This window comes from Flammeovirga pacifica, from assembly GCF_000807855.2.
Lineage (GTDB): Bacteria > Bacteroidota > Bacteroidia > Cytophagales > Flammeovirgaceae > Flammeovirga > Flammeovirga pacifica.
In genome coordinates, this window is the sequence record NZ_JRYR02000001.1 from 4,014,556 (window position 1) to 4,030,091 (window position 15,536).

Here is a 15,536-nt window from a genome sequence, read left to right on the forward strand (position 1 = left end):
TAGCTAACAAACAAAAGAAAAATGGGGTTTATAAAGCGAAATTACGGGTGGATTATAGTGACTATTCTCTCGATACTTCCAATGCTAATTTTAGCAAAAATGATTCAAGTAGATTGGGATAATGGTTTATCTCTATCTCTTGTAGAAAATATAGGTAAAGGAGGACGTACCACTTTAGATATGATGTATCATGTCTCTGGAGAATTTGCAATTCGATGGTTAACAGCTGTACTTACCTGTACTCCCTTTTTCATTTTGTTTGGGGTGAATAATCTTTTTGTGCGACAAGCGATGGGCATAGCTGCTTCAATATGGAGTATTCTTCACTTTGTTATATTTATCGTGATGGAAGGTTTTTTAGAAACGTTTACTCAAGTAAATTATATAGCGGGTTTCATTGCTGTATTACTGCTAATTCCATTGTTGATAACATCGAACAGAAAATCGATGAAGCGATTAAAAACGAAGTGGAAGAAGTTGCAAAAATATGCTTATGTGATAATAATTCTAAGTTTATTTCACGTCGCACTTTTAGAAAAAACATGGATCATTTATGCTGTGGTGGTGGGTATTGGATTCATTATTAGAATACCAGAAGTTAAAGAACGCCTCATAGCTTTAAGATTGAAACGAAAAAAATGAATTTCATAGAAAATATTCTAACATCTGTCGTTTTAGATGAAGCGACAATTTTAGAAAAAAATCAATTATCAAAGGCTGCTTATAGAATTCGTACTCAAAGTGATAAAATTAAAAACCTTGACTTTCTTCCTGGATCCTTCTTAAGAATGGGAATTGGGATTGGAAAAGACGAATTATCTATGAAAGATAAAGTGAGAAGTTATAGTGTTTGGGATATTGATCAAAAGGCGGGTCATATGGATATAGCTATTGCCACTCATAGTAATGGAATTGGTTCACATTGGATCAAAGACTGCAAAGTAGGTGATAGGGTGTTTTTCAAGACAAAGAAAGGTAAATTCTTGGTCGATGATCAAGCAGAGAGTTATTTAATGATCGGAGATTTATCAGCTTTATCTCACTTATACATGATTCGACGATCGTTACCATCCGATAAGTTGGTAAAAGGAATAGTATATAGTCAAAGGCAAGAAGAATTATTTGATGATGTCGATGGAACATCTCCTTTTGACCTATATGAATTACCACAAAACCCGATTCTTCCGATACTCACCAAGATAAAAGAGGTTTTACCTGAATTAAAAGGAAAGAAAATGGTTTATATCGCAGGTGACAGTCGTTTATGTATTGAGTTAAATCAATTTTTTAGAAAAGAATTGAATTGGGAAACTAAATTTATAAAAACAAAACCATTTTGGAATCCTGAAAAAAAGGGATTAGAATAAACAAAAAGAGCTTGTGAGGGTTAATCGCAAGCTCTTTTATATTTGGATTTGAAATGTTTATTAAATACTCATTCCAACAATCTCTTCTACTTTTTCTAAAGTAATATCTCCTCTTTCACCAAGACCCATCCATTTTCTTTCTTCGAAACGTGATGTGATTGTTTTGGCAACATCAGAATAATCTTCAGTATAATCAGATATTTTAGTTTTGATACCCATAGAATGGAAAAACTCTACCGTTCTTTCGATTGTTTTTTGAGCTTTTTCTTCTAATGTTCCTTCAGTAATACCCCAAACTCTTTCTCCGTATTGAGCTAATTTATCTTTCTTATTGTTGAACATTACTCGGTACAAGTTAGGGCCAATGATAGCCAAAGTACGCGCATGGTCGATGTCAAATAAAGCAGTTAATTCATGTCCAATCATGTGTGTAGCCCAATCGGTAGGTACACCTTGCTGAATTAGGCCATTTAAAGCCATCGTACAGCAATACATGAAGTTTCCGGCGACTGTGCTGTCATTTGGATTGTGAATCACTTTAGGGCCAATTTCTACAAGTGTTTGAAGGATACCTTCAGCAAAACGATCTTGTAAAGGAGCATCGGCAGGATAAGTAATGTATTGTTCTAAAACATGTGTAAAAGCATCAGTTATTCCGTTGACAATTTGTCTTTCAGGAAGTGAAGCAACCACTTTAGGATCTAACACAGAAAACTTAGGGAAACATAGAGGTCCACCAAAAGCTAATTTTTCTTTTGAGGATGATCTAGTAATCACCGAACCTGAGTTCATTTCTGATCCTGTAGCTGGAAGTGTTAGCACAGTTCCAAATGGAATCGCTTCAGTAACCACTTTACCTAAACGCTTAGTAATAATATCCCACGGTTCTCCGTCTGTGTATGGAGTAGCAACACATAAGAATTTACAAGCATCTATTACAGAACCTCCGCCTACAGCAAGTATGAAGTCCACATTCTCTTTAAGAGCAACTTCTCTCGCTTTCATGACAGTTTCATACCTTGGGTTAGGTTCGATACCACCAAAATCAATTACGTTGTAATCTTTTAGAGAGGCTTTGACTGTATCATATACACCATTCTTTTTGATACTACCACCGCCAAATACCATCAAAATGTTTTTCACTCCTGAAGGAATATGTTTCTGTACGTTTTCTAATTGATTTTCACCGAACACCAAACGAGTCGGGTTCCATAGTTCAAAGTTTTTCATGAAATCGGTTATGTATGTTTTTTTATAATATAATTAACGGATACAATAATCTTTTGAAGATATATGATATTGGATCATATTACATTAAAGATCACCACATATTACTAAAATGACTAATATTTTGTTTTAAAATTTGATGGATTTATTATTTCATTTACATGAATTCTATAAATTCGCATTAAATCAAATTTGAATCATGAAACAAACGATCTTTATTACAGGAGCATCTTCCGGAATTGGAAAGTCCATTGCTAAGTTATCTTTAGAAAAAGGATATAAAGTTATTGGTACATCAAGAAATCCAGAAACTATCAAAGATAAATTAGAGGGTGTACAATATGTAGCTTTGGACATAGCTTCTCCAGAGAGTATTGATGCTTGCTGGAACGAAATTAAAGATCAAAGAATAGATGTTCTAGTTAACAATGCAGGACAATCTCAAATTGGACCAGTAGAAGAAACTAGTTTAGAAAAACTTAGATATTTATTCGAGGTGAATTTTTTCGGCCTTATCCACCTTACAAAAAAGATTCTTCCTCAAATGAGAGAAAGAAGAGCGGGTACAATTGTAAACATAGGTTCTCTAAACGGTCGTTTTGCGGCTCCATATTATTCTAGTTATTGTGCAACAAAGTTTGCGCTTTCTGGTTATACCCAATCGCTAAGAAGTGAAATGAAAGAATTTAATGTACATGTTGCATTAGTTGAACCAAACCATATTGCTTCGAATATTGTTCCTGATTTTAATTGTGGAGAAGATTCTGAGTATTTCCCTTATGCAGATAATATTAGACAAAGTGTTAAATCTAGTATGTCTAAAGCAGAATCAGCATCGGTTATCTCCAATACGGTAATGAGCGTTATCTTGAAAAAAGCACCTTCTCCAATTTATGTTTCGGGTGGTAATGCAGGAATGTTGGCATTTGTCAAAAGATTGTTACCAGATAAAATGGCGGAAAAAATGATAAGGAATGCTTATGGTTTAAAGTAATAATGAGAAAATCATTGAAAGAAATAAAGGGATATTAGTTCCAATTTTATAGTAAAGCTATCTTAATCAGTAAGGTAGCTTTTTTTGTGATCAGATCTAAATTACATTTCCTATTATAGTTGCTTGTAAGTGTTAATTGAATACTGTGTTTTTAATAACATTTGATAACAATATTAACAGAAACGACGTTACAATTTAGGGGTGTTTGTCACCTTTTTTGTAGAGGCATAAAAATCGATCGAAATTAAATCATTCAGTAAATTACAGTAACTACTACTGTTGCTATTAACTTTTTATTAATTCACTATAATTTTATGACCGCACCTCTTAACGTCAATCTACTTTACGGAAGTAAATTAGAGATGGACAAAGAGAAAAGTTTTTGGCGAAAGGTCAAGTTTAGTCTTGCTTTCATCATATTTTTTACTCTAATCGAATTTTTTGCCTTAGATCATTTGGAAGGAACTCTAGTCTCTTTCACAGGTGCCCTAATTGTTTTAATCTTCTTTTCATTAAAAGGAAAAGTGAAATGGGATAAACTCTGCAAATGGTATATCTTTATTTTAGTCAATGCCTTATTTATTTTCGCATTATTAACTGGAGGTATGAAATCTCATGCTATCCCATGGATTGCAACAACCCTTGTTTCTTCTTATTGGTTTTTAGGGAAAGAGAAAAGTAGGTTTGTATTGACTTACGCTATTGCGATAATCTCTTTATTATTTGTTGTAGAATTAATAAAGGGAGAACCGGTATTTGATCCGTTAACCTATAATCAACAAATGCTATTAAATTGGCTTTTTGATTTAGGTATTGTACTTAATATTAGTAATGATATTAAATCTATTGATCTTCAAAACACTAATTTTCAAAGTAAATTGAAAGAAAATTCAGATGAATTAATTCAATTTGGAGAAGAACTGTCTCAAACAAACGAAGAAATTAATGCCCAAAAAGAAGAAATTGAATCTCAGAGAGATGCAATAGAAGAACATCATAATGAATTATCAAATTCCTTGATTCAAATGGAAGATTCAATTCGTTATGCTGAAACAATTCAAAGAGCATTACTTACACAATCTGATGAATTTGATAAAATTTTTGTCGAAGGAAGTGTTTTATATCGTCCAAAAGATCACGTCTCAGGAGATTTCTATTTTGCGAGGCAATATAATAACAGAACATTAATGGCTGTAGGTGATTGTACTGGGCATGGTGTTCCCGGTGCTTTATTGTCTATGGTTGGTTTGGAAGCTTTAGACCGTTTGGAAGAATTACCTGAGTCGCCTGCCATACTTTTAGAGCAATTGGATGGCTATATCTTTGAAAAGTTAAGACAATCGGAATTGGATGGAAATAAAGACGGAATGGATATTTCTATTGCCTATATCGATAGTGATGGTAGTTTAGCTTATGCAGGAGCAAAAGGAAAGGCCTTGTTGGTGGATAGTTCTGGAGTTGTACCATTAAAATCAACGAATAGAACCATAGGTGGAACTTTCCAAAGAAAAAGAAGATTTGAAGTAACCAAAATGAATATAAAGCCAGATACAATGATTTGTTTGTATACTGATGGTTATGTAGATCAAAATGGTGTAAATGGTAAGATTGGATCTTTGAAGCTAAGAGAAATACTTAAAAAGTATTATCTGAAGTATACAAAAGATTGTATAAATGAATTAGAAGATTATTTAGATAAGGAAATGTCTGATAACTTTAGTCAAAGAGATGATATCACGATATTTTTAGCTATACCTAACTAGAAGAAACGATAGAAGGCATTATAAACTAAAATTAGTTTATAATGTCTTTTTTCATTATTGGAGTAAATCACCTACTTCCAGTAGAGATTCTTCTGTTAAAGGTTTAGTGATAAACTTAATAACATATTCATTATTGACAATTCTTTCAATGTCAGATTCATTATCAGAACTAGAAAGAATGGCAATTTTACTTTTTTGTTTTAGTTCTTCAGGGAAGTTTTCAAACTCATAAAGGAATACAAAACCATCTACTATTGGCATGTTTATATCCAATAGGATCAAGCTTGGTAAATTTGCATTGGTATCTAATCTTTCTTGAAGGAATTCTAATGCCTTTTTACCAGAGTTTTTGATGACAATTTCTTCAGCAAACTCTGTTAATTCAATAATTCTGCTATTAATAAAGTTATCGGTGTCGTTATCATCAACGAGTAATATAGTTTTTATCTTTTTGCTCATGTCCGGTTTTGCGAGTTGTGCTTTAAAAATGTAGTTAGCAAAGGAATAAGCTTTCTACATAACGCTCATTCAAATTACAAAAAATAATCTTAATAGATTAAAGGTATTCTGATTTTTTTTGTCAGAAATCGATTACCTAAGTTCGATGAAAAAAAATTTAACCCGAGCTAAGGTTGAAAATTATTGTTGCTTCTTAAGTCAAAAAAAAAATTTCCTTCCAATTATACAACACAAAATGTATAATTAGAAGGAATCTAAATTATTTTTTCCATTCGCTGATTAAATCAGCGATTTTTCTATCATTTGATAATCGAGGGACTTTATTTTGTCCTCCGAGTTTACCTATTGACTTCATATAGAGTTGGAATGCGTCTCTCTGTAATGCTGTAATTACTAGTGTTCTACAGATATTTCCAGTGATTAAATCATCATAATAGGTGTTTAGCTCTCTTAACTTATGATCTAGTGTTAATGCAAACTCTTCAGGATTGTTAGGTGCACTTTCGTAAGAAATTAACCATTCATGATAGGGTAATCCGTCGGTAGGATTCACCTGAGGAGCAACAGAGAATTCTGTGATTTTTACTTCTGGGAACTGTTCCAGAGTATATTTCATTGTTTTTTCTACTTCTTCTCCAATCACATGTTCTCCAAAAGCAGAAATGTAATGTTTTATTCTACCCGATACGATCAAACGATAAGGGTCTTTTGACACAAACTTGACAGTATCTCCAATAGAATAACCCCATAAACCAGCATTTGAATTAATGATAAGTGCATAGTTCTTACCTATCTCTACATCTTCAATTCTTAAACGAGTTGGATTGTCATCAAAATATTCTTCAGATGGAATAAACTCATAGAAGATACCTGAATCTAATTGAAGTAGTAAACCTTCTTCTTCTTGGGAATCTTGGAAAGCGAAGAATCCTTCTGAGGCAGGGAATAATTCAATTGAAGGGATATCCTTGCCAATCGAATCGTAAAGTTTTTTTCTATAGGGTTCAAAGTTCACTCCCCCGTAAATAAACATTTCAAAGTTAGGGAATACTTCTTTTATACTTTTTCCTGTTCTTTCTTGAATCCTATCAAAATACATCTGTACCCATGGTGGAATACCAGAAATAAGAGACATATCTTGAGATAATGTTTCATCTATAATATGCTCTAATTTGATTTCCCAATCTTCAATACAATTGGTATCATAACTAGGCATTTGATTTCTTCTTAAATAGCCAGGTACGTGATGATTGACAATACCAGATAGACGTCCTGTAAGAATATTACCTGATGTATCAAGAATTGGTGATCCAGAAAGGAAAATCAGTTTTTTATCTAAGAACTTAGATTTACCTGTTTCATTTACATAATTCAGCATTGCATTTCTTGCCGAATTAATATGATTAGGTATTGAATCCTTGGTTAATGGAATGTACTTAGCACCTGATGTCGTACCAGATGTTTTAGCAAAATAGGTAGGCTTACCTCTCCAAAGAATATCATTTTCACCTTTAATAATACGATCTATGTATGGACGAAGCTGTTCATAATCTACAACGGGAACATGCTTCTTAAAGTCCTCATAGTTTTTGATATCACCAAAATGATGATCCTTACCAAAAGCAGTTGTTTTACCTACCTCAATAAGGTGATTAAACACTTTATCTTGTGCATAAGATGGGTTTTCTACCCACTCATTTTGTTTTTTTACCACGTAAGCAGCGAATGGCTTACTTAAAAAAGATTTTAACCCCATAATAATTGGATAGAGTTGAATATTTTATGTCTTAGATGTAGGCTCAACATGAATGAGCACATCTGCAATTTCGTTGAAATCAGCTTTTAAAGAGTCTTTTACATGATGAGCTATATCGTGTCCTTCTCTCACAGATATTTCACCATCAACAATAATATGAAGATCTACGTAGAATTTAAAACCCATTTTTCTGATGAAACATTTTTCAGGAGCAATTACACCCTCGATTTTTTGTGATTCTTGTTTTACTTTATCAATAAAATCATCGTAGAGGTTTTCATCCATTATTTCTCCAAAAGCGGGTCTGAATAAAAGATAGCTATTAAATAAAATGATACCTACTGCAAATAAAGCTGCCCAAGAATCTGCTGTTTCATATCCTTCTCCTCCAAAAATGGAAATTCCAATTCCCATAAAGGCAGAGAGAGAAATCATTGCATCACTTCTATGGTGTCCTGCATCTGCTTCTAGAGAAGAGGAGTTTAAAAGCTTACCACGTTTTTTTACATATCGATACAATCCATATTTGATCAATATGATAAAACCTAATACATATAATGTATAATGAGAAGGTGTCTGATTTGTTCCCTCAATGATTCTGGAGATACTTTGTTCTGCAATCACCAGCGCCGAAGTCACTAAAAAACCAATGGTAATAAAAGTGGCAATGGGTTCAAATTTACCATGTCCATAAGGGTGATTGTTGTCGGGAGCTTTAGTAGAAATATTAAGGCCAACTAACACAACAAAAGAAGAGATAATATCAGCACAAGATTCAATAGCATCTGCAATCATAGCTTGAGAATTTCCTAAAACACCAACAGTTCCTTTTATAACCGTAAGTAAGATGTTCCCAATGATGCTAAGCCAAGTGGTTTTGAATGCTTTCCTTTTTTCTTCTTTTGATATCATTCTTAAAGTTTTCTTTCTGCCTCTTCCAACAATGCTTTTTTGTTGATAGGAACTACCCCAACAGATTCACAAACTAAGCCTCCACCTAAATTGGCTAAACCAGCCACTTGATCCATCGGTAAACCCACTGCTAATGCTAGTGATGCGATACTGATTACAGTGTCACCAGCACCAGAAACATCCGCAATTTCTCTCTTGTGAGCTGGAATGTGAACATCAGATTGGTGGTTTGAAATATAGACTCCATGTTCAGATAAAGTGACCATAGTATGGACATTATCCATTTTGGATTTTAATTCTTTTGTAGCTGCTTTTACTTCATCAATAACACTACCGTCAAAATCAAATTTTAAACCTTCTCTCATTTCTTTAAGGTTAGGTTTAAAAAGAGTCACCCCTTCATAACATAAGAAGTTACGTTTCTTTGGATCTACCGTTGTCGGAATATTTTTTTCCTTGGCTAATTGTATCACTTTACTGATAAGTTCGGGAGTTAGAACTCCTTTATCATAATCTTCAAAAATAATTACATCAGCTTGATCGGCTAGTGATTTGATTTTATCAAACAATAGATCAGTATCATTTGAATTAAGGGGAGCGTCATCTTCATGATCAATACGAAGAACATGTTGTGCACTTGCTATAACTCTATGTTTTATGGTAGTGATACGGTTTTCTGAACGAACAATTCCTTCTTTAGAAATCTTCAGACTATCACACAAATCCATAAAAGTTTCAGCACTTCCATCTTTTCCAACAACTGAGCATAAGATAGGTTCAGCACCTAAGAAATGAAGGTTTTTGGCTACGTTAGCAGCTCCACCCATTCTTGATTCTCTATCTTTCACGTTAACAATAGGAACTGGAGCCTCGGGACTGATTCTATCGACGTTTCCCCATATGTAGGAGTCAATCATCACATCACCAATTACCAATGCTTTGAGTCCATTGAATTTATCTAACGCTTCTCTTATACTCATGGATTTTATATTTGATCTATTCAAAAGAAAAAGTCAGTTTAATGTACGTATACATTAAACTGACGTTGAATTTATGATAACTTATTAAGAGCTTCTTTAATTTGCTTTACTGCTTGGACTAATTCATCGTCTGATGCAGCATAAGAAATACGGATACAGTTTGGAGCTCCAAATGCAGCCCCTGCCACTGTAGAAACATGTGCTTCGTTTAAGAAGAACATACACAAATCACTAGAATCTTTGATGATTTGCCCGTTAAATGACTTACCAAAGAATGCACTAAAATCTGGGAAAATGTAGAATGCTCCTTGAGGGAGATTCGTTTTTACTCCTTCAATTTCGTCTAACATTGATTTTAATAAGTCTCTTCTTCTCAAGTAAGCAGATCTCATTTCCTCGATAACCGATGTACTATCACCTTTTAAAGCAGCAATACATGCCCTTTGAGTGATGGTATTGATACCTGAAGTAACTTGACCTTGAATTTTAGTACAAGCTTTTGCTAAATGAAGGGGAGCGGCTACATAACCAATTCTCCATCCAGTCATTGCAAAGCCTTTAGAGAAACCATTGACAACTACAGTTCTGTCTTTCACATCATCAAATTCGGCAATACTAAAGTGTTTACCACCAAAGTTGATGTACTCATAGATTTCATCTGATATAATGTAAAGATCGTCATGTTTTACTACCTCATCAGCAATACCTCTTAATTCCTCTTTTGTAAATACAGTACCTGTAGGATTACAAGGAGAAGAGTATAAAATGGCTTTTGTATTTGGAGTAATTGCTGCACGTAATTCTTCAGGAGTTACCTTAAAATCATTTTCAAGACTTCCAGCTAAAATAACTGGTTTCCCACCTGCAAGATAGATTTGATCTGTGTAAGACACCCAATAAGGAGAAAATACAATTACTTCATCGCCTGGGTTTAAAATACTCAACATTACATTAGCAACAGAGTGTTTTGCACCAGCAGAAACAACAATATTTTCAGCTTTGTAAGACAAGTTATTTTCTCTTTCAAGTTTATCAGCAATAGCTTGTCTTAATTCTGGATAGCCAGGAACAGGAGGATAAGAGAAATATTTACCTTCGTCAATTGCATCTTTAGCTGCATCTTGAATGTATTGAGGTGTTGGAAAATCAGGTTCACCTAAATTTAACTTTATTACATTTACACCTTTTGCTTGTAACTCTCTTGCTTTCACAGCCATCACTAATGTGGCAGACTCAGTGATGTTATCAAAACGATTAGATAACGTCAACTTCGATTCTGTTTGCGTTCCCATCCTGTTATTTAATTCTAAATCATAGGTTCTACATCACTTAAATTTAATAAAGGAATATACTATGTTTCCTACTTTAAAATTAAGCGTTTGAAATGCGAAATTAATCGATATGAGGGAGTAGACAATAATTTTAAGTGAATAAATATAAGGTTGTGGCTTATTTCAGTAAAAGGATGGGGTCTTTACATTCTTTTTCGTCTAATACAAAGACTAAATGATGCTGACTTTGAGATAATGTTGTTTTGATAGTATACACTTCATCGCAGTAAAAAACTTTAAATTCATAATTTTCTACTGGAAGAGAAATAGCAGTGAGCTTTTTTGTGTGAAATTTTGCTATAAGCTTTTCTTTTTGATAGATCTCTAGAGGAATATCATTTACATTCTCAGCTTGGTGATTGATGACTTCGAAAACGACTTTGGATTCAGCCACTTTCTTAGAATTACTGATATTTAAATAGGAGAATTGGAAAGCTATTAAAAGGAGGAATAGTAAGTTCATAATGGTAAGGGTTAGTGTAGGGGACTTACCATAATTTACTAAAAATCAGGACATAAAAAAAGAGTTCGTTGTAAATCAACAAACTCTTTTCATGTACTATTTGATTATAATTAATTACTAAAATCAAATGTATCCATAGGTGTATCTGTAAACGTTCCTTCAGTGATTGCTACATTATCATCATCACCATAAGCTTTAAAGCTGAATGTACCAGAAACTTTATTGTCAGCCATTTTAGTGAAGTTGAATGTAATGTTACCACTAGGATCAAGGTTAGTTACAATATCTGCAGCAGTAACTCTTTGAATTGTAACGTCTTTTTGTCCAGCCAACTGAATTACAGCAGCAAGATTTTGGTTTTTATTATATTCTACAATTAAATCATATAAATCTTGTGCAGATACATTAGATAAATACAATGCAGCACCTAAAGCTTTTTTAGGATCTAACGCAATTTCAGGAGCAGTAGCTAAATTTATTTCAATACCTTCTTCAGTATTAAAAAGATCTGTATGCATAAAAGATAGAATTGCATGTCCTTTTACATCAAGTTGAGTTACTTTAAACTCAAAATCTGCAAAGTAAAGAGCTGTTGAGTTTCCAGTAGTTCTATAACCTGCATAATTACTAAAGTCTTTTTGTACACCGTCAACTTTAGCTTTAGCATCACCAAAACTAATTACACTGTCTACCAAATCATTAATTACGTCGTCTGAACAAGAGAAGAAGAAGAATGATGATAGAATCGAGATAAATAATACTTTTAATTTCATTAAAGCAAAATTAGATTTTAAAAAATGAATATTAATCCCTTATAAAATTAAGAGATTAATATATAGACAACTAATAACGTAATGTAAACAAATATTATACAATTTTTTACGGACGGAAGGCTTTTAATGAAAATAACTCAGTTCCTGAGATGTTATATTCTAAAGTTAGCTCACCATTACTGTTGATCATACCTATTAAAGAGGCATTGTTTTGAGTATTTATGGCTTTGGATAACGTAAAAGTCTCGTTTTCAGAATTTCCCTCCACTTTGATGTCATGATAAGTAGATTGTAACAAATTTGCATTGGATGTTCCGACAGAAACTCTTGCTGTAGTAACCACTATATCTATTTTTACAGTTCTTTCATCTGTAGCTGTAATAATAATTTGATCTGTTTCTGGATTGATATTGATATCAGCTTGCCCTTGATTGGTTTTAGCAGAAATATTTTGAATTCTGTAATTACCTGCAACAAGATTGGCTGTATTGGCAATATCTGTATTCTCACAAGAAGTAAAAAAACAAATAGTAAGAATAAAAAGTAACTGAGATAAGTATTTGAGATTTTTCATTTGATTTTTGGGGTTAAGATAGACTACAATAGATGTTCGGTTTATTATTTACAAGTTAGGAAATTATTGTGTAATTAAATTGTACTATTTAAAGATAGTTTTACAGATATTATAACTGTTTGGATGTGTTAATTGTTTTCAAAGAACATATATGATTTTATCAATGTATATAAGTGTGTAATATTCTTTTTTAATGAAGGGTAGTGTGATGAATATCATTTATAACATTATGTATAAATACTATATTTGCCCTTTCGTTATTACAAAAATTTAATCGGAAATAATTAACATCATGAACAAGAAAACAATTTTAATGATCCTTGATGGATGGGGAATTGGTCCAGATCCTAAAGTCTCTGCCATTGAGCAAGCTAATACTCCTTTCATTGATTCATTATATACAAAATACAAGCACAGTAAATTAGAAGCATCTGGACTTGCTGTAGGTTTACCTGAAGGTCAAATGGGTAACTCAGAAGTAGGACACATGAACTTAGGTGCTGGTCGTGTTGTATACCAAATGCTTGTTCGTATTAATCAAGCTGTAGAAGACGGTTCTATTGCTGAAATTCAAGAATTACAAGACGCATTCAAATATGCGCAAGACAATAATAAGAAAGTTCACTTTATGGGCTTGGTATCAAATGGTGGCGTTCACTCACATATCAATCACTTAAAAGGACTTTTATCTGCTGCTAACACTGCAGGTTTAACAAAAGAACAAGTGTTTGTTCATGCATTTACTGATGGTCGTGATTGCGATCCTATGTCAGGTAAAGATTTTATTGCTGATGTTGAAAACCATATGGCTAACACTACAGGTCAAATAGCATCAGTGGTAGGGCGTTACTATGCAATGGATAGAGACAACCGTTGGGAAAGAGTAGCATTAGCTTATAATGTTATGGTAAATGCTAAAGGTACAAAAGTGGACAACATCCAAGAGGCAATTCAAGCTTCTTACGATGAAGGTGTAACTGATGAGTTCATTAAACCATTGGTAAATACTGTAGATGGCGAACCAGCAGCTAAAATTGAAGAAGGAGACGTTGTTCTTTGCTTTAACTTCCGTACTGACCGTGGTCGTGAAATATCTCAAGCATTATCGCAAAGAGATATTCCAGAAGGCGGTATGACTAAATTGAACATCAATTACCTTACAATGACAATGTACGATGAGACATTCGAAGGTGTGAAGGTATTGTTCCATAAAGATAACTTAACGCAAACTTTAGGAGAAGTATTAGAGGCTGCTGGTAAAAAGCAAATTAGAATTGCTGAAACAGAAAAGTATCCTCACGTAACATTCTTCTTCTCAGGTGGACGTGAAAAAGAATTTGAAGGTGAAACTCGTTTGTTAGCTCCATCTCCAAAAGTAGCTACATACGATTTACAACCTGAGATGTCAGCTCGTGATATCCGTGATAAAATCGTTCCTGAATTACAAAAAGGTGATGCAGACTTTGTTTGTTTGAACTTTGCTAACGCTGATATGGTAGGCCACACAGGTGTATTTGAGGCAGCAGTTGCAGCATGTCAAGCAGTAGACGAATGTGCTAAAGCAGTTGTTGAAGCTGGTTTAGATAACGGTTATTCATCTATCGTTATTGCTGACCATGGTAACTCAGATGTAATGGTTAATGCAGATGGTTCTCCAAACACTGCTCACACAACTAACCTTGTACCATGTATCTTTGTAGATCCTGATTTTGATGGTGAAATCAAAGATGGTAAGTTAGGTGACATTGCACCAACAGTACTTAAAATTGTTGGAGTTGATAAACCAGAAGACATGACAGGTGATTGTCTAATCTAATCATACTGTTAGTAAATATAAAACCACTTACTTCTTTGGAGGTAAGTGGTTTTTTTATTCCTGCTCTAATTATTGAGGTGTACAAGAAGGTTTTGTCAATTTATCTTTAGAAGCTATTAACATTAGAATGATATTTGATATATTCAAAAGAGAAAAAAATGGAATAATATCTTTTTTCTTTATCAAATAAACAGATAAGCATAGATATGTCGGATTTAGCAAAAGTAATATCAATAGTAAATCAAAAAGGAGGCACTGGTAAAACTACAACTACTACTAATTTAGGAGTAGCTATAGGAAAAATGGGCCATAAGGTTTTACTAATTGATATGGATGCCCAAGGAAATATGACTTTCCATTTCGGTATTCAGGATAAATACACTAAATCTATGTCTCATGTTTTAATAGATGATGTTAGCCTAAATGAGATAGCAATAGAAAGAGAATCTGTTTTTATTGCTCCTTCTGATGTTTCTTTAGCTGATGCTGAAGTTTCTCTAGTGAATGCAGAAGGTAGAGAATATATTCTTAAAAATGCTATTGATAAAGCCCGTAAGAAGTTTGATTATATCCTAATTGATTGTGCCCCTGCATTATCTATATTAAGTATTAATGCTTTAACTGCCTCAGATCATATATTGGTACCACTACAAATGGAGGTGTTAAGTATGCAAGGCCTTTCGCAAATTCTAGAAACAGTATTTCAAGTAAAAGAAAACTTGAATAACAACTTAACTATTCTTGGTATTCTACCTGTTATGTTCGATACAAGACGAACAATTACGAGCGAAATTTTGAATCACATTAAAGGAAATTTTGGTATTCGTGTTTTAGATAACAATATAGGTATTGATGTGAAATTGGTAGAAGCTCCTTCCTTCGGACAATCTATATTTGAGTACGCTCCACTTTCTGCAGGAGCAATGGCTTACATGAGAGTAGCAAGAGAATTTCTTTCGTTGATGAGGTAATTATATACATTTTAGGGAAAGTGTATAAAAATTCGAAGCATAACGAATTGTAAGGTAATATTGTTTAAAAATAATCGTAAATTATTTAAACATAGAAATTAAGCGATTTATTGAGTCACTTAAGTTCTGCTATTTTGATTATTTATTTTA

General features: G+C 33.2%; 15 protein-coding genes. 6 read left to right on the top strand and 9 right to left on the bottom strand.

What is annotated here, in order from left to right; translation table 11 throughout:
- Nucleotides 1–21: 21 nt before the first annotated feature.
- The gene (locus tag NH26_RS15780; protein ID WP_044229400.1) at nt 22–642 is read left to right on the top strand and encodes a ferric reductase-like transmembrane domain-containing protein; all 621 of its coding nucleotides are present in this window, start codon (nt 22–24) and stop codon (nt 640–642) included.
- A complete protein-coding gene (locus NH26_RS15785) occupies nt 639–1,367 on the top strand; it encodes a siderophore-interacting protein (protein ID WP_044229402.1) in 729 nt (242 codons plus the stop codon). Before NH26_RS15780 ends, NH26_RS15785 begins: the two co-directional genes overlap by 4 nt.
- Before the next feature lie 60 nt (nt 1,368–1,427).
- Here NH26_RS15785 and NH26_RS15790 read toward each other — a convergent pair whose 3' ends face one another.
- A complete protein-coding gene (locus NH26_RS15790; RefSeq protein WP_044229404.1) occupies nt 1,428–2,597 on the bottom strand; it encodes an iron-containing alcohol dehydrogenase in 1,170 nt (389 codons plus the stop codon).
- A gap of 196 nt (nt 2,598–2,793) precedes the next feature.
- Between NH26_RS15790 and NH26_RS15795 the strand changes: the two genes are divergently transcribed.
- Together NH26_RS15795 and NH26_RS15800 are read left to right on the top strand one after the other, a co-directional pair.
- Entirely contained in the window at nt 2,794–3,588 is a 795-nt protein-coding gene (locus NH26_RS15795; protein ID WP_044229406.1) for an SDR family oxidoreductase, read from the top strand.
- 314 nt (nt 3,589–3,902) lie between these two features.
- Nucleotides 3,903–5,351 carry a PP2C family protein-serine/threonine phosphatase gene (locus NH26_RS15800; protein ID WP_044229408.1) on the top strand — a complete coding sequence of 483 codons (1,449 nt, stop codon included), beginning with the start codon at nt 3,903–3,905 and terminating at the stop codon, nt 5,349–5,351.
- Between the two features lie 54 nt (nt 5,352–5,405).
- Here the strand turns inward: NH26_RS15800 and NH26_RS15805 are convergent, their stop codons facing one another.
- From NH26_RS15805 to NH26_RS15840, 8 genes are all read right to left on the bottom strand, one after another.
- Nucleotides 5,406–5,810, bottom strand: a complete 405-nt coding sequence (locus NH26_RS15805) for a response regulator (protein ID WP_044229410.1) — start codon at nt 5,808–5,810, stop codon at nt 5,406–5,408.
- A 259-nt stretch (nt 5,811–6,069) separates the two neighbouring features.
- Nucleotides 6,070–7,566 carry a GH3 auxin-responsive promoter family protein gene (locus NH26_RS15810; RefSeq protein ID WP_044229413.1) on the bottom strand — a complete coding sequence of 499 codons (1,497 nt, stop codon included), beginning with the start codon at nt 7,564–7,566 and terminating at the stop codon, nt 6,070–6,072.
- 24 nt (nt 7,567–7,590) lie between these two features.
- Nucleotides 7,591–8,478 carry a cation diffusion facilitator family transporter gene (locus tag NH26_RS15815; protein ID WP_044229417.1) on the bottom strand — a complete coding sequence of 296 codons (888 nt, stop codon included), beginning with the start codon at nt 8,476–8,478 and terminating at the stop codon, nt 7,591–7,593.
- Between the two features lie 2 nt (nt 8,479–8,480).
- Nucleotides 8,481–9,458 carry a bifunctional heptose 7-phosphate kinase/heptose 1-phosphate adenyltransferase gene (locus NH26_RS15820; protein WP_044229419.1) on the bottom strand — a complete coding sequence of 326 codons (978 nt, stop codon included), beginning with the start codon at nt 9,456–9,458 and terminating at the stop codon, nt 8,481–8,483.
- A gap of 71 nt (nt 9,459–9,529) precedes the next feature.
- Entirely contained in the window at nt 9,530–10,750 is a 1,221-nt protein-coding gene (locus tag NH26_RS15825; protein WP_044229420.1) for a pyridoxal phosphate-dependent aminotransferase, read from the bottom strand.
- A 157-nt stretch (nt 10,751–10,907) separates the two neighbouring features.
- Nucleotides 10,908–11,252, bottom strand: coding sequence for a hypothetical protein (locus NH26_RS15830; RefSeq protein WP_044229421.1), 345 nt, complete (start codon nt 11,250–11,252; stop codon nt 10,908–10,910).
- 110 nt (nt 11,253–11,362) lie between these two features.
- Complete coding sequence (locus NH26_RS15835) at nt 11,363–12,025, bottom strand: hypothetical protein (protein WP_044229422.1); 663 nt, start codon at nt 12,023–12,025, stop codon at nt 11,363–11,365.
- Nucleotides 12,026–12,131: 106 nt separating this feature from the next.
- Nucleotides 12,132–12,599: a hypothetical protein gene (locus NH26_RS15840; RefSeq protein ID WP_044229425.1), complete on the bottom strand. Its 468-nt coding sequence runs from the start codon at nt 12,597–12,599 to the stop codon at nt 12,132–12,134.
- A gap of 292 nt (nt 12,600–12,891) precedes the next feature.
- Here NH26_RS15840 and gpmI point away from each other — a divergent pair, with 292 nt between their 5' ends.
- Together gpmI and NH26_RS15850 are read left to right on the top strand one after the other, a co-directional pair.
- Nucleotides 12,892–14,415: a 2,3-bisphosphoglycerate-independent phosphoglycerate mutase gene (gpmI, locus tag NH26_RS15845; RefSeq protein WP_044229428.1), complete on the top strand. Its 1,524-nt coding sequence runs from the start codon at nt 12,892–12,894 to the stop codon at nt 14,413–14,415.
- A gap of 206 nt (nt 14,416–14,621) precedes the next feature.
- Nucleotides 14,622–15,386, top strand: coding sequence for a ParA family protein (locus NH26_RS15850; protein ID WP_044229431.1), 765 nt, complete (start codon nt 14,622–14,624; stop codon nt 15,384–15,386).
- The last annotated feature ends 150 nt before the right edge of the window (nt 15,387–15,536 follow it).